The following is a 17,735-nucleotide window of genomic DNA, read 5'->3' as shown; positions in this document are numbered from 1 at the left end:
AAACTTTGTTTTAAAACCATAAAAGTCTCCGTTCGCGCCGGATTCCCTAAAAGGAGCCGGCGCGTCAACGCGCTTTCACGCGCGGTGGGACCGCGGCGCGAAAAATGGATTGCAATGTGACGGATAGGTTCGCTGGCGGGCGGCGTCGCGTTGGCTTCTTCTGAAACGCCGACATTCGCAGTGGCTGGCTCAACCTCTGGGCGTTTATTAAACTAACATGACTTTTGGAGTCAACATAAAAATCAAACAAAGATTGCGTCTGGTGGGCATTGCGCGCTCGCCGATTTGATGCAACTGCAAAAAAGATCGGTTGAAAATCGAAATATGTTCTGTCTATGTTCCTATCGCCGCATTCAGACGGCGCCGGAGGCCGCATGCTCGACGAAAAGAAGGCCCGGCTCGGGCTCTGGCTGGTGTTCTTCATCCTGCTCATGGACATGATGGGCATCGCCCTGATCATGCCGGTAATGCCGGCTTTCCTGAAGGAACTGACCGGCGCCGACGCCAGCCATGCGGTGCTCGAGGGCAGCTGGCTGTTCATCGCCTATTCCGGCATGCAGTTTCTGTTCGGCGCGTTCATCGGCAATCTCAGCGATCGCTTCGGCCGGCGGCCGGTGCTGCTCGCCTCGGTCTTCACCTTCGCGCTCGACAATCTCATCTGCGCTTTGGCCGGCAGCTACGGCATGTTGTTCATCGGGCGCATTCTCGCCGGCATCTCCGGCGCCAGCTACGCCACGGCTTCGGCCTATATCGCCGATATCTCGACGGACGAGAACCGCTCGCGCAATTTCGGTCTGGTCGGCATTTCCTTCGGCGTCGGCTTCACGCTCGGTCCCGTCATCGGCGGCTTCCTCGGCGAATTCGGCCCGCGCGTGCCGTTCTACGCCGCAGCCGGAATCGCCTTTCTCAACTTCGCCATCGCGCTCTTCGCGCTGCCGGAAACCTTGCCGGCGTCGATGCGGCGGCCCTTCGATCTCAAGCGCGCCAATCCGCTCGGCGGCCTGCTGCAGATGCGCAACTACAAGGGCATCGGCTGGATCGCCACGGTGATGGTGCTGTTCTGGCTCGCTCACGTCGTCTACCCGATCGCCTGGCCCTTCGTCGCAGATTATCGTTATGGCTGGAGCCAGGGCATGATCGGCCTGTCGCTCGGCGCCTTCGGGGTGATGAGCGCGCTGGTGATGGGGCTGGCCTTGCCGCGCATCGTCAAGCGCTATGGCGATTGGCGCGCCGGCGTCATCGGCCTGTTCTTCTGCATGGCCGGGTTTTTCGGCTACGCCTTCGCATGGGAAGGCTGGATGGTGTTCGTGATCATCTTCCTCTGCTGCCTGGAAAGCATCACCGATCCGGTGCTGCGGTCGATCTCGGCGGCCGGCGTGCATCCGTCTCTGCAGGGTGAATTGCAGGGGACGCTGACCAGCCTGTCGAGCGTCACCTCGATCATCGGGCCATACATCTTCTCCAGCCTGTTCAGCGCCTTCACCGGTCCTGCCGCCCCGATCGAATTTCCCGGCGCGCCTTACGCCGTGGCGGGATTGATGTGCGTGGCGGGGCTGGTCGTCTTCATCCTTTATGTGCGTCCGCCGGAAACGGGAGGCTCCGAGACCGCTCCGACGCTTCACGCGCATTGAGGGCAACCATTCATTTTCGTGACGCATCGGCTGCGCGACTGGCCTGCCGGACCATTTTCCGCTAGCTAGCGACGCGTCAAGGAGATGATCATGGAACAGGCGATCCAACGCGGGCCGCAGACGGATTTCGGCAACAACAGCTGGCTCGGCCATATCCGCGCCACGGTGATGCTCGGCGTGCCGCTGGTCGGCGCCCAGCTCGCCCAGCTCGGCATTCACGTGACCGACGTCTTCGTCATCGGGCGCCTCGGCACCGAAGAACTCGCGGCGATCGTTCTGGCGGGGCAGTTCTACTTCACGCTTTTCATCTTCGGCACCGGCTTCTCCGTCGCGGTCGTGCCGCTCGCGGCACAGGCTTTCGCCCGCGGCGAAGGCGTGGCGCTGCGCCGCTCGGTGCGCATGGGCCTTTGGACCGCAATCGCCTATGGCGTGGTGGTGGTGCCGGCGATCCTGCATGCGGAGACGGCGCTGATCTGGGCGGGGCAGAATCCGCATATCGCCAAACTGGCCGGCGATTATCTGCTGGTGGCCGGATGGGGCGTGCTGCCGGCGCTGTTCTTCATGGTGCTGCGCTCTTTCCTGAGCGCGGTCGGCCATGCCGGAATCATTCTCTACGTCACCATCGTCATTCTGATCTTCAACGCCTTCTTCGCCTATGGCCTGGTGCTCGGCCATTTCGGCCTGCCGGCGCTGGGCATGTTCGGGGCGTCGGCGGTGGCGCTGTCGGCCAATATCCTCGGCCTGATCCTCACCATCGCCTATATCCAATGGCGGCCCGATCTGCGCGCTTATGAATTGTTCGTCCGCTTCTGGCGGCCGGACTGGCGCATGCTGTGGGAGGTCTTCCATCTCGGGCTGCCGATCAGCTTCACCATCCTCGCCGAAGTCAGTCTGTTCACCGGCGCGTCGCTCTTGATGGGCTGGATCGGCACGGTCGAACTCGCCGCGCATGGAATTGCGCTGCAATGGGCGTCGGTCGCCTTCATGATCCCGCTCGGCCTGTCGCAGGCGGCCACCGTGCGCGTCGGCCTAGCGGTCGGCGCGGGCGATCATCTGGCGCTGACGCGGGCCTCCTGGGTGGTGGTCGGCCTGTCAGCGGTGTTCGCGGCGGTCGGCGGACTGTTGTTCTTCTTCTTTCCGCGCGAGCTCGCCTCGCTCTATCTCGACGCCGGCAAGCCCGAAGCCGCTGTGGTTCTCGCTTACGCGACCAGTCTCGTCGTGATCGCCGGCCTGTTCCAGATGGCCGATGGCCTGCAGGCGATCGCGGCCGGCTTGCTTCGCGGCGTCAAGGACACCCGGGCGCCGATGTGGCTGGCCTTGATCTCCTATTGGCCGATCGGCTTTCTCTTGGCTTACGTGCTGGCGTTTCCGGCGGGCATGGGCGGCGTCGGCGTCTGGATCGGCTTCCTGGTCGGCCTCGTCGCGGCGTCCATCCTGCTGCTCGGTCGCTACGCAATGATGGTGAGACGGATGTCACGCGCCGTCTGACGCCCGAGGTCAATGAAACGAAAGCGCCGCGCCGGGATGAACCGACGCGGCGTTTTTCATTCGATACCGAAATTCGCCTCAGCGTTCGGCGAGCGCCGGTTCACCCTTCTTCTCATGAATGAGATTGACGAAGCGGCGGAAGAGATAGTGGCTGTCCTGCGGGCCGGGCGAGGCTTCCGGGTGATGCTGCACCGAGAAAACCGGCTTTCCCTTGATGCGCAGGCCGCAATTGGTGCCGTCGAACAGCGACACATGCGTTTCCTCCACATTTTCCGGCAGCGACTTGGCGTCGACGGCGAAGCCATGGTTCATCGAGACGATCTCGACCTTGCCGGTGGTGTGGTCCTTGACCGGATGATTGGCGCCGTGGTGGCCCTGATGCATCTTCTCGGTCTTGCCGCCGACGGCGAGGCCGAGCATCTGGTGTCCCAGGCAGATGCCGAACATCGGAATACCGGTGTCGATGAGGTCGCGGATGACGGGCACGGCATATTCGCCGGTGGCGGCCGGGTCGCCCGGGCCGTTGGACAGGAATACACCGTCAGGCTTCTGAGCCAACACGTCTTCGGCGGTGGCCGTGGCCGGCAGGACCGTCACCTTGCAATCGAGGCCGGCGAAGAGGCGAAGAATGTTGCGCTTGACGCCGAAATCGAGGCAGACGACGTGATGCTTGGCGGCGGCGGCGTCGAGTTCGGAATAGCCTTCGTTCCAGACCCAGGGCTTTTCCGACCATTGTGAGGATTGGCCGGAGGTGGCCTCCTTGGCGAGGTCGAGGCCTTCGAGGCCGCTCCAGGCGCGGGCTTCGGCCTTCAAAGCCTCGATGTCGAACTCTCCGTTGGGATCATGGGCGATCACGGCGTTCGGCGCGCCATGCTCGCGGATCCAGGCGGTCAGCGCGCGGGTGTCGATACCGGCCATGCCCACGACGCCGCGGGCCTTCAGCCAGGCGTCGAGATGCTTGGCGGAGCGGTAGTTCGAGGGATCGGTGATGTCGGCCTTGAAGATGACGCCGACTGCGCCGCGCCGCGCCGCCGGCGTCAGGTCTTCGATGTCTTCGTCATTGGCGCCGATATTGCCGATATGCGGGAAGGTGAAGGTGACGATCTGGCCGAGATAGGAGGGGTCGGTCAGGATCTCCTGGTAGCCGGTCAGCGCCGTATTGAAGCAGACTTCCGCCTGGGTTCGGCCCGTTTCGCCGATCCCCTTGCCTTCAATGACGGTGCCATCGGCAAGAACGAGAAGGGCGGTGGGTTTTTCGGTGGTCCAGCCAGGCGTGCTCATGGTGCTCCGTTCCGGCAGGCGGGCCTGCCTCGTGCTCGCAGAAAAAGGCGCACGGTTTGATCCCCGTGTTGCCGCGCTTTCCCCTTGTCATGGTGTTTGGCGGAAAATAGTGAGGAGGGCCATTGCGGTCAATGCTTGCGCCGGTTTTCCCGTCAAATATTTAGTCAGTTATTTCAACAGGATGAGCCCTCGCGTTGCTTTTTGTGCCTCAAGGCGTCATAAGCGGCTTCAATTGTTAAGGAGAATCCGCCATGCGCGAAAAACTGATGGCCGCCCTCAAAGAGGCGATGAAGAGCAAGGAAACCACGCGCGTCAACACGATCCGCATGGTGCAATCGGCGATCAAGGATCTCGAAATCGCCAACCGCACGAAGCCGGACGCGACGGTGACCGACGGCGACATCGCCCAGCTTCTCTCCAAGCTCGTCAAGCAGCGCGAGGAATCCGCCAAGGTCTATGACGAAGGCGGCCGCCCCGAACTCGCCGCCAAGGAGCGCGAGGAAATCGCCATCATCACCGGCTTCATGCCCAAGCAACTCTCCGACGACGAGGTGACCGAGGCCATCAACGCGGCGATCGCGGAAACCGGCGCGGCCAGCATCAAGGACATGGGCAAGGTCATGGCCGTGCTCAAGGATCGCTTCCCCGGCCAGATGGACTTCGCCAAGGCCTCGGGCCTGATCAAGGCGCAGTTGGGGTGAATTGTTGCTAAACAAGCTGGATCAGCGCTTCGGCGCTGATCTCTTGCCTCATGTGGCGCGGGTCAACCGCTTTTTTGCTGCTTCTGGTCGTTGATGAAATGGCGGAGAACGGCGTTGATCCGTGTCTGGTAACCCTTGCCGGATGACTGGAAATAATCCAGCACATCCTCGTCCAGGCGGATCGACACAGCCTTCTTCTTTTTCGGAATGACCATCACGGCCTTGGACCAGTCGATATCAAGGAATTCCTGCCAGTCAGGATCGTCGCGCATGTCGCGCTCGATATCCTCGTCGGTCTTGGCGTCGACACGCGCCCAATCGGTCTTGCTCTCGCCGCGAGCAATTTTTTCCTCGATCTCTTTAAATGTATATCTGACGATACGCTCTTTGCTCATTTTTGCGTGCAGCCCTTGCTGAAATGATCCGACAGATGTCGTCCCGCATTTTGTAGACAACCGCGATCAGCCGCGACGAGTCAGGGCAGATCGCCAGCGTTCTCGCTTCGCCGCCGCGGTTTGAGGGAAGATCCAAGCGGCTTTTGGAGCGCTTTTGCTGCCTGCAGAAAATCAATTCCATGCTTTCGCTGGTTGATCTCGTTCTTGTTTTCGTCCCAATCAAACTGTTCAAATTCTTCCGTCGCTGATTTCATTTCTCGGCATCCTACATCGCAACTGAATGTCGAATTCACTCATGTGAAATCTCCTTGGATGCCATGATCGGCGAGTAGATATACATTTGTATATACATTCTGAGCACCTGTGTCAAACCGCTTATTGAGATGGCAAAGGTCGGAAAGAAGGAGTAATAGCCCAGCATGCGTTTTTCCAACTCCTTCCTCGATGAACTGCGCGACCGCGTTCCGATTTCGGACGTGATCGGTCGGCGCGTGACCTGGGACAGGAAGAAGACCAATACCGGCCGCGGCGATTACTGGGCCTGCTGCCCGTTTCATGGCGAGAAGTCGCCGAGCTTTCACTGCGAGGACCGCAAGGGGCGCTATCACTGTTTCGGTTGCGGCGTGTCGGGCGATCATTTCCGCTTCCTGATGGAGCTCGACGGCGTGAGCTTTCAGGACGCGGTGCAGTCTATCGCCGACATCGCCGGCGTCGCCATGCCGGCGCCCGATCCGGAAATGGCGCGGCGCGAGCGCGAGCGCCACAATCTGTTCGACGTGATGGAGCTGGCTACGCAGTTCTTTCAGGATCAGCTGCAGACCTCGGCCGGCGCCAAGGCGCGCGCCTATCTTCGCGACCGCGGGCTGACGGGCCGGACGATCGAGACCTTCCGGTTGGGCTATTCGCTCGACAGCCGCAATGCGCTCAAGGAGTTCCTGGCGGGCAAGGGCGTCGATCGCGAGCAGATCGAGGCCTGCGGCCTGGTCGTTCATGGTCCCGATATTCCGGTGTCCTATGACCGGTTCCGCGACCGCATCATGTTCCCCATACTGTCTGTCAGGGAAAAGGTGATCGCCTTCGGCGGACGCGCCCTGTCGCCGGATGCGCCGGCCAAATATCTCAATTCCAACGAGACCGAGCTGTTTTCCAAGGGGCAGGTGCTGTTCAACCACGCCCGCGCCCGCCGCGCCGTGCAGGGCGCCGATGGCGCCGGCACGGTGATTGCGGTGGAAGGCTATATGGACGTCATCGCGCTGGCCCAGGCGGGCGTCGACAATGCCGTGGCTCCGCTCGGCACGGCGCTGACCGAGAACCAGCTCGACCTCTTATGGAAGATGACGTCGGTGCCGGTGCTCTGCTTCGATGGCGACGGCGCCGGCCTGCGCGCCGCCTCGCGCGCCGTCGATCTCGCATTGCCGCATCTGAAACCGGGCCAATCCCTGAAGATCGCGCTTCTGCCCGACGGCAAGGACCCCGACGATCTCGTCAAGACCGAGGGGCGGACGCCCTTCGACAAGGTCATCGCGGAATCGCGTCCGCTCGCCGAAATGGTCTGGCTGCGCGAAACCACCGGCGCCAGCTTCGACACGCCGGAAAAGCGGGCCGAACTCGAAGCGCGACTGAAGACCGTGACGCAGGTCATCGCCGATGAAAGCGTTCGCCGGCATTACCAGCAGGATATGCGCGATCGGCTCTACGCCTTCTTCTCCGCGTCCTCGCCGCAAGGGCAGGCGCGCGCCGCTTTCAAGCGCGGCCAGGGCGGCGGGCGAGGCGGCGCGCAGCCGCAGAACAACAGCCCGTCCCGCCAGGCGCCGGTGTCGGATCGGCTGGCGAAGTCCGGCATGGTCTCTGGCTTTCGCGGCCTGCCGTCTTTACGCGAGAGCGTGCTGGCGATGGCCATCGTCAATCATCCCGGCCTGTTCTTCGAGGATTACGACGAAATTGCTCATCTCGAATTCGAAAATCGGGACATGCAGCGTTTCTGGCAGGCGGTGATGTCGGTGGCGGCCGCCAGCGGCCCGGGCCTCACTCGCGAGGAGCTGATCACGGCGTTGGAAGTCCAGGGGTTCGATAGCCTGCTCGCCTCGCTCGAACAGCAGATCCGCTTCGCCCGCGTGTGGATCGCCACCGAACAGGCGGCCATCGAGGATGCGCGCGAGGGCTATCGCCAGGCGCATGCGCTCCACACCCGCGCCCGCGCCCTGATCCGCTATCGCCGCGAACTCGAACGGGAAATCGGCGACGCGATCGAGCGTGGCGCGGAGCAGGAGGTCGAACAATTGCTCTCGGCCCTCAAGGAAAACCAGCTGGAATCGCTTCGGCTGGAAAGCCAGGAGGCGCTGATCGACGGCTTCGGCGTGATGTCGGGACGGGTCAAGGGACCGGCGACGGGGCACTGATGCGAGATCGCGGTTGTTGCCGCTTCTTGCTACATGTTCTTCGTGCGAATAGCACCAAGACCAGAACTTACTCCGATTGGTTTGACCGCCTCCGTGAGGCGAAGTCGCGCATAACCGTGCGTATCTTACGCCTTGCTTTGGGTCGTGCAGGAGATGCAGGGGCTTTGGGATCGGGCCTCTATGAAATCCGTGTCGACCAGGGTCCCGTCTACCGCATGTATTTTGTACATGGAGGCCGTGAGATCATCGTGCTGCTCTGCGGCGTCGATGAAGGCTGCCGTCACCGGGATATCGAAACCGCAAGAAGGCTGGCGCGAGATGGTCGAGAAGGAGCATGACGGCGATTCAAGCGCCTGGAATGTCGTCGATTGTCTCGGCACGAAAGAGGCGACCGAGCGTTTCTTAAAGCCGCTATAATAAAGACGCCGCGAAGATCGCGGCGTAAGGAAGTTCCGTTTTGGCGGGCGATTACTTCTGGCGCGCCTTGCGGGCGGCGTATCGGCGGTCGCGCTCGGCCTTGCGGCTGGCTTCGTCGCCCACCACGCGGGCGATGCGTTCTTTTTCGGCCGCTTCGCGGGCTTCGGTTTCCTGCCGCGCTGCGGCGGCGATTTCAGCGAGGCGGGCCTCTTCGGCGAGACGCTCGCGGTCACGCTCTTCGGCCTTGACGCGGTCGCGTTCTGCGCGGCGTTCGTCGCGGGCCGCGGCGATGGCTTCGCGCTCGGCGAGCTTCTCCGCCAGCGCGGCTGCGCCGGTTTCGCGGGCCGTGCGGTAATTGTCGAGCAGCGCCTTGCGTGCGGCGGCTGCGCCGTTGCGGCGGTCGTTCAGATCCTGGTTCTTCTGGTGTTTCAAACTCTGTTCCGTTTCTAATCGTCGTGGCGCCGCGGGCAGTCGCCGCGGCTTGAGGTCAGAGGTCGCCTTCGGGCCGCGAGGCGGCGAGGTCGGCGGCTTCCTTGGCCTTGCGCATTTCGCGCAGGCGATTGGTCTTCTCGTTGCGCGCAGCCTCGATTCCCTCGTTTTCCGTGAGAAGTCGGTTGCGGGCGAGCGATTGGGACTGCGTCTTGAGGAAGGCTTGTTCGGCCTTCTGGCGTGGCTTGCTGAGATCGCTCAAGAGAGTGTCCTTGCGGGATGATATCCCGGTTGCGCCGCGGACGGCGGTTCGCGACGACTGTCGCGGAAAACAAAAAAGCCAGGCGAGGCCTGGCTTTCGAGGTCAGCGTTGCGATGCCAGTACATCCGTGGTCATCGCTTCACCGAAATTCATCAGGCAGCGCGAAGCTGGCCCGCGGACATCTTGCCCGACTTGCGGTCACGCTCGAGCTCGAACGAAAGCTTCTGGCCTTCGACGATGGAGCCCAGGCCGGCGCGCTCGACTGCGGAGATGTGGACGAAAACGTCCTGGCTGCCGTCGTCAGGCTGAATGAAGCCGAAGCCCTTGGTGGCGTTGAACCATTTTACTGTGCCAGTGGTCATGACGAACCCTTTCTTAGCAATTGCATTGCCGTGGCGCGAAAATCGCGCAACGGATTTGGTGATCGATTTTTGAGGGGAGTTCGTCGACGGCGCGTTAGCGCGAAAACAAAGTCTAGCAGCAAATATCGTGCTCTTCATATAGGCCGCTATGCTCACGGCGTCAACCATTAGTTTTTCGGAAAGCCGATCTCTTCTACTTTTTGCTGCCCTTTTGGCCGCATCGGGTCCGGGTTCGAGCGATCTGGACCCGGGGAAGCCCACCACCACGCGAAGCGCCGGTTGGTCGCGGGCCGCCGCGCCCATGTCGCTTTCAGCCTATCGGATGTCGTCCGCGCCCTCTAGCCTGAGCGGATTGACGACGAGGAGACCGCCATGACCGCCGCCTATATTACCGAACCCGCCCGCGAGATCGAGGTGATTCACAGGACCGACGTGCTGGTGATCGGCTCCGGCCCCGGCGGATTGGCGGCGGCATTGGCTGCGGCGCGAACCGGCGTCGAGGTGGCGCTGGTCGAACGCTTCGGCTGCTTCGGCGGCAATATCACCACCGTCGGCGTCGAGGGTTTCGCCTGGTATCGGCATGAGCAGACCGTGGAGGCCGGCGGCATCGGCTGGGAGTTCGAGGAGCGGGCGAAAGCCATGGGCGCGGCCTATCCCGAAAGCCAGTCGCTGTCCTATGAACTGGATTCCGAAGGTTTCAAGCTGGTGGCGGACGCGCTGGTGGAAGAAGCCGGCGTGCGCGGCATGCTGCACCGGCAATTCGTCGCCCCGATCATGGACGGCGACCGGATCATCGGCGTGATCACGGAATCCAAGGCGGGCCGCGAGGCCATCCTCGGTAAAGTGGTGATCGACGCCACGGGCGACGCCGACATCGCCGAGCGGGCAGGGGCCGTGACCCGCAAGACGCCGGTCGAGGAGATGCAGGCGGCTTCGGTGATGTTCCATCTCGCCGGCGTCGACAAGCGCGCCTTCATGGCGGGCGTCAAGGCCGATCCGCAGACCTATGGCGACTGGTCGACAGGCGAATGGCAGATCGAGACCTCGGGCAAGGAAGACCAGATGTTCTCGCCCTTCCTCGCCAAGCCTTTTGCACAGGCCATCAAGGACGGCGTCATTCCGCGCCATCTCAACACCATCGCCGGCACCTGGGGCGTGGCGCATGACACGGGCGAGCTCACTTACATGAACCTCGTCCATCTGGCCGGCTGCGACGGCACCGATCCGGATTCGATGACAAAATTCGAGATCGAAGGCCGCAAGCAGGCGATGCTGGCGATCGAGGCGCTGAAGCGCTACACGCCGGGCTGCGCCGGCGCGCGGCTCAGAAATTTCGGCATGACGATCGGCATCCGCGACACGCGCAAGATCGACGCGGTCTACAATATGACCGAAAGCGACGTGCGCCACGAGGCGCGGTTCGAGGATACGATCGGCATCTATCCCGAATTCATCGACGGCTATGGCGTGCTGATCCTGCCGACCACGGGCCGATACATGCACATCCCTTATCGCGCCATGCTGCCCAAGGGGGTGAAGAACCTGCTGGTCGCCGGCCGCGCCATCGGCGGCGACCGTATCGCGCACGCCGCCACCCGCAACATGGCCTGCTGCGCGGTGGCGGGCCAGGGCGCGGGCGTCGCGGCCGCGCTCGCGGTCAAGAGCGGGCGGGATGTGGATGCGGTGGATATCGGGGCGGTGCAGGCGGAGTTGACGCGGCAGGGCGTGCGGCTGCAGTGAGCGTGATGGGATGCGGAAGACGGCGCGGCGGGTGAGGCCGCGCCGGAGGAGATGGGTTACCAGAGATCGGCGCCGGTAACTCCGAGCCCTTCTTTCAACGAAAGAGGGCCGGTATAGGTGTGTTTTCCGTCGGAAAACACCGTGATCGGCTGAGAGCCGTGGTCGAAGAAGTCGATCACCTCGACAGATACGATGTTTTCTCTGTGAGTTTCGCCGGTGGTTTCATCGTATACTTCTTCATATCCGCTGATCCGAAGATCTCCTTCGGATTTGCTGAAAATGAGGTCATCAATATCGCTGTTGAAAAGGAGCGTCGCTCCCGCCTCTTTTGTCAACGTTATTGTAACGTCGGATTGGTCGGCGATTGAAATCAGATTGTCACCGCCATTGTCGACGATGGTGTCGTTACCCCTGGCGAGATAGATGTCATCCCCCTTTCCCCCGTTCAACAGGTTATTTCCCTCGCCGCCGGCGAGCAGATCGTCGCCCGCCTGTCCATAGAGCTTGTCGCCGCCGCCGCCTGAAAGCAAGGTGTCGTCGCCCTTGCCGGCCAGGACATAGTCATGCTCGCGGCCGCCATACAGCGTGTCGCTTCCCGCGCCGAGATCGAGGGCGAAGATGTTGTCGGAACTGGCCTTGCCGATGGCCACGGTCACGACATCATTGCCGCCGGCAGCGGACAGCCGCCAGTCGAAACGTCCCGATACGGTATAGCTTTGGGCTGCATTGCTGTCCGTCGAGATCTTGTCGAACAGTTCGTCGGTGGCGGCCGTGAAATATTTGGAAATTTTGTTGGTCATGTCGCTCTCTTTCTCGGCTCACCAGAGATCGGCGGCTTCGATGGATTTGTTGTTGGCGAGATCGAGGAGATCGTCGTTCGAGACGGTTTTGCGTGTGCCGTCGAAGAAAATGCTGGACTTCTCGATGTAACCGCCATCGAAGAAACGCAGGATGTCAGCGGTGTAGTCTGTATTGTCAAAGCTGATGATCAGGTTGTCCCCTGACCGCGTAAACTTGGTCTCGGAGGCGGCCACGTCGTAGAATACGAGCAAGTCGGAACCGCTGAGATCGAGGATTGTGGTGTCGCTCGTCTGGCCGAAGACGAAACGATCATTGCCGCCGCCGACATCGGTAAATCTGTTGTCGCCGAGAATGTCGTTGAAAAAGTCATTCTGGGAACCGCCAATCAGCCTGTCGTCTCCCGTCTCGCCAATCAGTGTGTTTTTCCCGTCGCCGCCGTAGAGCGTGTCGTCGCCGTCGCCTCCATCGAGATAGTCCTTGTCGGCATCGCCATAGATCACGTCATTTCCGGCGTCGCCATAGAGGCTGTCATTGCCGTCTCCGCCCATGAGCGTATCCCGACCGAGGCCGCCCAGCGCCATGTCGGCGCCCTCACTGCCCCGCAGTTCGTCGCGTCCGCTATCGCCATAGATTGTGTCGCTGCCGACGCCGCCCAGCAGTTGGTCATCGCCATTACCGCCATAGAGCTTGTCGTCGTCGTCTTCGCCCCAGATCACGTCGTCGCCGATGCGGCCAAACAAGATGTCACTGCCGACCCCACCATAGACCCGGTCATTGCCGGAACCAGCCGAGATCCAGTCGTCATGCGCGTCGGACGACTTCAGCCAGAATGTCTCGCTCGAGCCTTCTCCATATATGACATCGTTGCCGGCATCGCCGAGGATCGTGTCGGAGCCGTTGCCGCCATAGAGAAAATCTCGCCCCGAACCGCCGCTGAGAAGATCGTCCCCATCTTTCGCGTCGAGCATATCCCGACCGCTCAGGCCTGCCATCCGGTCATCGAGATTTGAACCGATGATGCTCTCGTCATCGCCCAACGTCCCCACTCTTTGCACCAATTTCAGCCCCCTGTTGTCACAAATGTCGTGAGCCGAGAGGTAAGGTGATTTGCTGTGTTGTGCAAGCAATGGTATAAGAATGAGGATTGCATTATATTAGGTTGTGATTGTGTGTGTTGTTCTGTTTGTCTGTTGTCATTGACCTCCCCAGCCGAATGGCGTTGTTTGCGCCTCGTCATTCAGGGGTGATTCAGCATGAAAACGGCAATCGTACTCGGCGCGGGCATGGTGGGTGTGGCCACTGCGCTCGACCTTCAGGATCGCGGCTTCAAGGTGACGCTGATCGATCGCCGGCCGCCGGGGCGCGAGACGAGTTTCGGCAATGCGGGCATCATCCAGTCGGAATCGGTCGAGCCCTACGCCATGCCGCGCGGCATTCGCGAACTGTTCGACATCGCCACCGGCCGCAGCAACGACGTGGTCTATGCGATGCGCGAATTGCCCGGTCATCTCGGGCCGCTCTTGCGCTATTGGTGGCATTCCGAAAAGGGCCGCCATCGCGCCATCTCGACATCCTACGCCAGCCTGATCGCCCAGGCCGCCGGCACGCATGACCCGCTGATCCGTCGGGCGGGCGCCGACAATCTCATCCAGCGGTCGGGCTATCGCACGCTCTATCGTTCGGCTGCGAAATTCGAGGAAGGGCTGCGCAAGGCCGAGGACATCCGCGCCGCCTTCGGCACGAAATTCCGCGCGCTGACGGCTGAAGAGACGCTCGCCGAGGAGCCGGGGTTGACGGCTGCCGGCGCCGGCTCCATTCACTGGATGGAGCCGTGGACGGTGGCGAGCCCCGGCGATCTCGTCTCGGCCTATGCGGCGCTGTTCGAGCGCGAGGGCGGGACGTTCGTCGAGGCGTCGGTGGAGGAGCTGCGCCAGAGCGTGTCGGGTGAGGAATGGCTGGTCCGCACCGGCGCGGGTCTTCTCAATGCGCGGCATGTGGTGATCGCGCTCGGCGTCTGGGCCGGTGGCGCGCTGAAGCCGCTGGGGTTGAATTTTCCGATGGTGCTGAAGCGCGGCTACCATGCCCATTACGCCTCGCCGCGCCCGCTCGGCCACACCACCATGGACACCGAAAACGGCTATGTGCTCGCCCCCATGCGGGCCGGCACGCGCATCACCACCGGCGCGCATCTGACGCTGCCGGGCAAGCCGCCTGTCTATCGCCAGCTGGAGCGGGCGGAGCGAGCGGCAAGCCAATTGATGGCGCTGGGCGACCGCGTGGAAGACACGCCCTGGTCCGGCACGCGGCCCTGCATGCCCGACATGCTGCCGGTGATCGGGCCTGCTCCTAAGCATCGCAATCTCTGGCTCAATTTCGGCCATGGTCATCAGGGCTTCACGCTCGGTCCGGCCTCGGCGCAGCTGCTCGGCGCGATGATCGAAGGGAGCAAGCTCCTCGTCAATTCGGCGCCGTTCCGCGCCGACCGCTGATCCCTCTGCGTTGACGCGGCGTTTGATCCGCGTCGCGCAGGGGAAAGGCCCTGTCTCGTCTGCGGCGCGATTTCGCCGCGCCCTCCGCTGTGCGCCGCGATGAAGCGTGCTATCACCGCTGCATCGGTTGCAGCGCGGAGATACAAGCATGACGACGGCCTTTCTCGACCATCTCAGAACCGAGCTCGACGGGTTGAAGACGTCAGGTCTCTACAAGGCCGAGCGGGTGATCACCTCCAAACAATCGGGCCAAATCGAGGTCGCCTCCGGCGCGCATGTGCTCAACTTCTGCGCCAATAATTATCTCGGCCTCGCCGACAATGACGAGATCACGGCGTCCGCCAAGCAGGCGCTTGATCGCTATGGATACGGCATGGCCTCGGTGCGCTTCATCTGCGGCACGCAGGAGGAGCACAAGCAGCTGGAGGCGCGGATTTCGCGCTTTCTCGGCCTGGAAGACACGATCCTCTACTCCTCCTGCTTCGACGCCAATGGCGGGTTGTTCGAAACGCTGCTCGGTGAAGAAGACGCGATCATCTCCGATGCGCTCAACCACGCCTCGATCATCGACGGCGTGCGTCTCTCCAAGGCTAAGCGCTTCCGCTACGCCAACAACGACATGGCGGCGCTGGAAGAAGAGCTGAAGAAGGCCGAGGGCAGCCGCTTCAAGCTGATCGCCACCGACGGCGTCTTCTCGATGGACGGCATCATCGCCAATCTCGGCGGCGTCTGCGATCTCGCCGAACAATACGGCGCGATGGTGATGGTGGACGACAGCCACGCCGTCGGTTTCGTCGGCCAGCACGGCCGGGGCTCCGCCGAACATTGCGGCGTCGAGGGCCGGGTGGACATCATCACCGGCACGCTCGGCAAGGCGCTGGGCGGCGCCTCGGGCGGTTATACGTCCGGCAAGGCGGAAGTTGTGGATTGGCTGCGCCAGCGGTCGCGGCCCTATCTGTTCTCCAACACGCTCGCGCCGGTGATTGCGGCTGCTTCGCTGAAAGTGTTCGACATCATCGAAGGCGGCGACGCGCTGCGCGCCCGGCTCTACGACAACGCCGCACTGTTCCGCTCCGAAATGACCAAGCTCGGCCTTAAGCTCGCAGGAGAGGGACATCCGATCATTCCGGTGATGCTGGGCGAGGCGACGCTGGCGCAGGAGATGGCGGCGCGCATGCTGGAGAAGGGCGTCTATGTCGTCGGCTTCGCTTTTCCCGTGGTGCCGCGCGGCCAGGCCCGCATCCGCACCCAGATGTCGGCGGCGCATAGCCGCGCCGATGTCGAAAAGGCGATTTCGGTGTTCGCCGAAGTGGGCAGGGATCTGGGCGTGATTTGAAGGGTGCGACAGGGAGTGCCCCCTCCCGGCCTGCCGGCCACCCTCCCCACAGGGGGGAGGGAGACTCGGGGGTTGCTCCCTGCCCACTCCACCAACAGCGAGCGGCGGAAATGAACGGGCGCCACATGCTTCCCTCCCCCTTGTGGGGAGGGTGGCCGGCAGGCCGGGAGGGGCTCTCGCGTGAGACAACAATATGAGGAAAAACCAATGTCCAACATGATGCGCGCGCTGGTGAAGGCAAAGCCCGAGATGGGCTTGTGGATGGAGCATGTGCCGGTGCCGGAACCCGGCCCGAACGACGTGCTGATCAGGGTCAAGAAATCGGCGATCTGCGGCACTGACGTGCATATCTGGAACTGGGACCAGTGGGCGCAGAAGACCATTCCCGTTCCGATGGTGGTGGGGCATGAATTCGTCGGCGAGATTGCCGAGATCGGCTCGTCGGTCACCAAGTACAAGGTCGGCGAGCGGGTGTCGGGCGAGGGCCATATCGTCTGCGGCAAATGCCGCAATTGTCGCGCCGGCCGCGGCCATCTCTGCCGCAACACGCTGGGCGTCGGCGTCAACCGGCCGGGCTCGTTCGGCGAATATGTCTGCATTCCCGAATATAATGTCGTGCCGATCCCGGACGACGTGCCCGATGAAGTGGCCGCCATCTTCGACCCGTTCGGCAACGCCGTGCACACCGCTTTGTCCTTCGATCTCGTCGGCGAGGACGTGCTGGTCACCGGGGCAGGGCCGATCGGCATCATGGGCGCCATGGTCGCCAAGCGCTCCGGCGCGCGCAAGGTCGTGATCACCGACATCAACCCCGTACGCTTGGAGCTGGCGCAGAAATGCGGCGTGGATTACGTCGTCGACGCTTCCAGCCAGGACCTCAAGGAGGTCATGCGCGAGATCGGCATGAAGGAAGGTTTCGATGTCGGCTTGGAAATGTCGGGCGCCCCGCCCGCCTTCCGCTCGATGATCGACACCATGAACAATGGCGGCAAGATCGCCATTCTCGGCATCGCCCCCGAAGGCTTCGGCATCGACTGGAACAAGGTCATCTTCAAGATGCTGACGCTCAAGGGCATCTATGGGCGGGAGATGTTCGAGACCTGGTACAAGATGATCGCCTTCGTCCAGGGCGGGCTCGATCTCAGCCAGATCATCACCCACCGCATCAGGATCGATGAGTTCCGCGACGGCTTCGAGGCCATGCGCTCGGGCAACTCCGGCAAGGTGGTAATGGACTGGGCGTAACCGACGCTTCCGGATGCTGCCGAAAAGGCCGGCCGTCGCGCCGGCCTTTTTCCTGTCACCCAGGTGACAGCGCGCCTCCTCCGATCGTGGCACAAACGCTCTCGTCACGATCGATTAACGAGGTGTTAACCATGTTGAAGCTGTTCGCCTTTTTGCTGCTCGGGCTCGTCACATTTTCGACATGCGCGTCCGTCATCAGCGCCACAGAACACAGCGCGGCGCGCGTCGCCGCAAACCAAGCCGTCCGTTGAAAGCCGCCTGCCATGAAGATCATCTATTTCATCCTGTTCGCCCTCGTCGCCACCACCTTCGGCGCCTCCGCTTTGGAACTCTCCACCCGCGAAGCGAGCGCTTGCACGCTGACGCTCTGCAACTGACCGCCCGACGCCTGCCGGGCCGTTCGGGCCCGCCGTGATCGCGGGCTCATCGCCGCACGGAACTCAATCCTTCCGACATCGTTGTTGAAGCCGAAAGTCTCCGTCGTCAGCGGAGCTTTGCTGTGTTTCGATCAGGAGGTTCCGATGACCGATATTCTGTGGACAAAACCGGTCAAGGTCGCCACGGGACGCGGCTATCGCGTGGTGGCGGGCCCATCCCAGGCGCTCGACTGTCTGGAAAACTGGCAGGGCGGCAAAGGCCGTTTCTACAGCCACGCCCGCGACATCTGCCGCTCCGCGCTCGCCGCGCCCGAGAAGGCCGGCAAGGCGCGCGAGGCCTTCGTCGCCGCCCATCTCGACGCCGCCATCCCCTTCGCCTGAT

Annotated in this window: 21 protein-coding genes; 11 read left to right on the top strand and 10 right to left on the bottom strand. The window is 62.5% G+C overall.

The genetic code is table 11. The annotated features are described in order from the left end of the window. The first annotated feature begins 374 nt into the window (after window positions 1-374). On the top strand, window positions 375-1,631 hold the full coding sequence (locus OCK01_RS04160; protein WP_263822816.1) for a TCR/Tet family MFS transporter: 1,257 nt from the start codon (window positions 375-377) through the stop codon (window positions 1,629-1,631). 90 nt (window positions 1,632-1,721) lie between these two features. Then, a complete protein-coding gene (locus tag OCK01_RS04155; RefSeq protein WP_263822815.1) occupies window positions 1,722-3,119 on the top strand; it encodes an MATE family efflux transporter in 1,398 nt (465 codons plus the stop codon). A 78-nt stretch (window positions 3,120-3,197) separates the two neighbouring features. Here OCK01_RS04155 and carA read toward each other — a convergent pair whose 3' ends face one another. Further along, window positions 3,198-4,400 (bottom strand): glutamine-hydrolyzing carbamoyl-phosphate synthase small subunit, encoded by a 1,203-nt coding sequence (gene carA, locus OCK01_RS04150; RefSeq protein WP_263822814.1) that lies wholly within the window; start codon window positions 4,398-4,400, stop codon window positions 3,198-3,200. A gap of 251 nt (window positions 4,401-4,651) precedes the next feature. Between carA and OCK01_RS04145 the strand changes: the two genes are divergently transcribed. Then, complete coding sequence (locus OCK01_RS04145) at window positions 4,652-5,101, top strand: GatB/YqeY domain-containing protein (protein ID WP_263822813.1); 450 nt, start codon at window positions 4,652-4,654, stop codon at window positions 5,099-5,101. A 62-nt stretch (window positions 5,102-5,163) separates the two neighbouring features. Here OCK01_RS04145 and OCK01_RS04140 read toward each other — a convergent pair whose 3' ends face one another. The 3 genes from OCK01_RS04140 to OCK01_RS04130 are packed head-to-tail and all read right to left on the bottom strand — an operon-like array spanning window position 5,164 to window position 5,750. After that, window positions 5,164-5,496, bottom strand: a complete 333-nt coding sequence (locus tag OCK01_RS04140; protein WP_263822812.1) for a BrnA antitoxin family protein — start codon at window positions 5,494-5,496, stop codon at window positions 5,164-5,166. Then, on the bottom strand, window positions 5,462-5,632 hold the full coding sequence (locus OCK01_RS04135; RefSeq protein ID WP_263823153.1) for a BrnT family toxin: 171 nt from the start codon (window positions 5,630-5,632) through the stop codon (window positions 5,462-5,464). Before OCK01_RS04135 ends, OCK01_RS04140 begins: the two co-directional genes overlap by 35 nt. Further along, window positions 5,577-5,750 carry a BrnT family toxin gene (locus OCK01_RS04130; protein WP_263823175.1) on the bottom strand — a complete coding sequence of 58 codons (174 nt, stop codon included), beginning with the start codon at window positions 5,748-5,750 and terminating at the stop codon, window positions 5,577-5,579. Before OCK01_RS04130 ends, OCK01_RS04135 begins: the two co-directional genes overlap by 56 nt. A 165-nt stretch (window positions 5,751-5,915) precedes the next feature. On the opposite strand from OCK01_RS04130, the gene dnaG reads away from it, so the two are divergent. From dnaG to OCK01_RS04115, 3 genes are read left to right on the top strand one after another with little or no spacing between them, the layout of a single operon-like run. After that, window positions 5,916-7,895 (top strand): DNA primase, encoded by a 1,980-nt coding sequence (gene dnaG / locus OCK01_RS04125; protein ID WP_263822811.1) that lies wholly within the window; start codon window positions 5,916-5,918, stop codon window positions 7,893-7,895. Continuing rightward, on the top strand, window positions 7,895-8,233 hold the full coding sequence (locus OCK01_RS04120) for a type II toxin-antitoxin system RelE/ParE family toxin (protein ID WP_263822810.1): 339 nt from the start codon (window positions 7,895-7,897) through the stop codon (window positions 8,231-8,233). Before dnaG ends, OCK01_RS04120 begins: the two co-directional genes overlap by 1 nt. After that, entirely contained in the window at window positions 8,163-8,312 is a 150-nt protein-coding gene (locus tag OCK01_RS04115; RefSeq protein ID WP_263823174.1) for a hypothetical protein, read from the top strand. Before OCK01_RS04120 ends, OCK01_RS04115 begins: the two co-directional genes overlap by 71 nt. Before the next feature lie 51 nt (window positions 8,313-8,363). Here the strand turns inward: OCK01_RS04115 and OCK01_RS04110 are convergent, their stop codons facing one another. From OCK01_RS04110 to OCK01_RS04100, 3 genes are all read right to left on the bottom strand, one after another. Beyond that, window positions 8,364-8,744 (bottom strand): DUF6481 family protein, encoded by a 381-nt coding sequence (locus tag OCK01_RS04110; RefSeq protein ID WP_182828859.1) that lies wholly within the window; start codon window positions 8,742-8,744, stop codon window positions 8,364-8,366. A 55-nt stretch (window positions 8,745-8,799) separates the two neighbouring features. Next, the gene (locus tag OCK01_RS04105) at window positions 8,800-9,003 is read right to left on the bottom strand and encodes a hypothetical protein (RefSeq protein WP_182828860.1); all 204 of its coding nucleotides are present in this window, start codon (window positions 9,001-9,003) and stop codon (window positions 8,800-8,802) included. Window positions 9,004-9,155: 152 nt separating this feature from the next. Continuing rightward, window positions 9,156-9,365 (bottom strand): cold-shock protein, encoded by a 210-nt coding sequence (locus OCK01_RS04100; RefSeq protein WP_137155839.1) that lies wholly within the window; start codon window positions 9,363-9,365, stop codon window positions 9,156-9,158. A 372-nt stretch (window positions 9,366-9,737) separates the two neighbouring features. Between OCK01_RS04100 and OCK01_RS04095 the strand changes: the two genes are divergently transcribed. Further along, window positions 9,738-11,105, top strand: a complete 1,368-nt coding sequence (locus tag OCK01_RS04095; RefSeq protein ID WP_263822809.1) for an FAD-dependent oxidoreductase — start codon at window positions 9,738-9,740, stop codon at window positions 11,103-11,105. A gap of 56 nt (window positions 11,106-11,161) precedes the next feature. Here the strand turns inward: OCK01_RS04095 and OCK01_RS04090 are convergent, their stop codons facing one another. Beyond that, window positions 11,162-11,905, bottom strand: a complete 744-nt coding sequence (locus OCK01_RS04090; protein WP_263822808.1) for a calcium-binding protein — start codon at window positions 11,903-11,905, stop codon at window positions 11,162-11,164. Between the two features lie 18 nt (window positions 11,906-11,923). After that, window positions 11,924-12,943 carry a calcium-binding protein gene (locus OCK01_RS04085; protein ID WP_263822807.1) on the bottom strand — a complete coding sequence of 340 codons (1,020 nt, stop codon included), beginning with the start codon at window positions 12,941-12,943 and terminating at the stop codon, window positions 11,924-11,926. A 216-nt stretch (window positions 12,944-13,159) separates the two neighbouring features. Between OCK01_RS04085 and OCK01_RS04080 the strand changes: the two genes are divergently transcribed. The 3 genes from OCK01_RS04080 to tdh all read left to right on the top strand — a co-directional run bounded on the left by OCK01_RS04080 (window position 13,160) and on the right by tdh (window position 16,976). Then, on the top strand, window positions 13,160-14,395 hold the full coding sequence (locus OCK01_RS04080) for an NAD(P)/FAD-dependent oxidoreductase (protein ID WP_263822806.1): 1,236 nt from the start codon (window positions 13,160-13,162) through the stop codon (window positions 14,393-14,395). A 148-nt stretch (window positions 14,396-14,543) separates the two neighbouring features. Continuing rightward, window positions 14,544-15,731, top strand: coding sequence for a glycine C-acetyltransferase (locus OCK01_RS04075; RefSeq protein ID WP_263822805.1), 1,188 nt, complete (start codon window positions 14,544-14,546; stop codon window positions 15,729-15,731). 207 nt (window positions 15,732-15,938) lie between these two features. Then, complete coding sequence (gene tdh, locus OCK01_RS04070) at window positions 15,939-16,976, top strand: L-threonine 3-dehydrogenase (RefSeq protein WP_263822804.1); 1,038 nt, start codon at window positions 15,939-15,941, stop codon at window positions 16,974-16,976. 55 nt (window positions 16,977-17,031) lie between these two features. Here tdh and OCK01_RS04065 read toward each other — a convergent pair whose 3' ends face one another. Continuing rightward, window positions 17,032-17,250 (bottom strand): hypothetical protein, encoded by a 219-nt coding sequence (locus OCK01_RS04065; protein WP_263822803.1) that lies wholly within the window; start codon window positions 17,248-17,250, stop codon window positions 17,032-17,034. Window positions 17,251-17,497: 247 nt separating this feature from the next. Here OCK01_RS04065 and OCK01_RS04060 point away from each other — a divergent pair, with 247 nt between their 5' ends. Further along, on the top strand, window positions 17,498-17,734 hold the full coding sequence (locus tag OCK01_RS04060) for a DUF982 domain-containing protein (RefSeq protein WP_182828866.1): 237 nt from the start codon (window positions 17,498-17,500) through the stop codon (window positions 17,732-17,734). The last annotated feature ends 1 nt before the right edge of the window (window position 17,735 follow it).

The sequence above is a fragment of the Rhizobium sp. TRM95796 genome (assembly GCF_025779995.1).
Classification (GTDB): domain Bacteria; phylum Pseudomonadota; class Alphaproteobacteria; order Rhizobiales; family Rhizobiaceae; genus Rhizobium_E.
The sequence above is the reverse complement of the archived record's forward strand: the minus strand, read 5'-3'. Positions and strand labels throughout refer to the sequence as shown.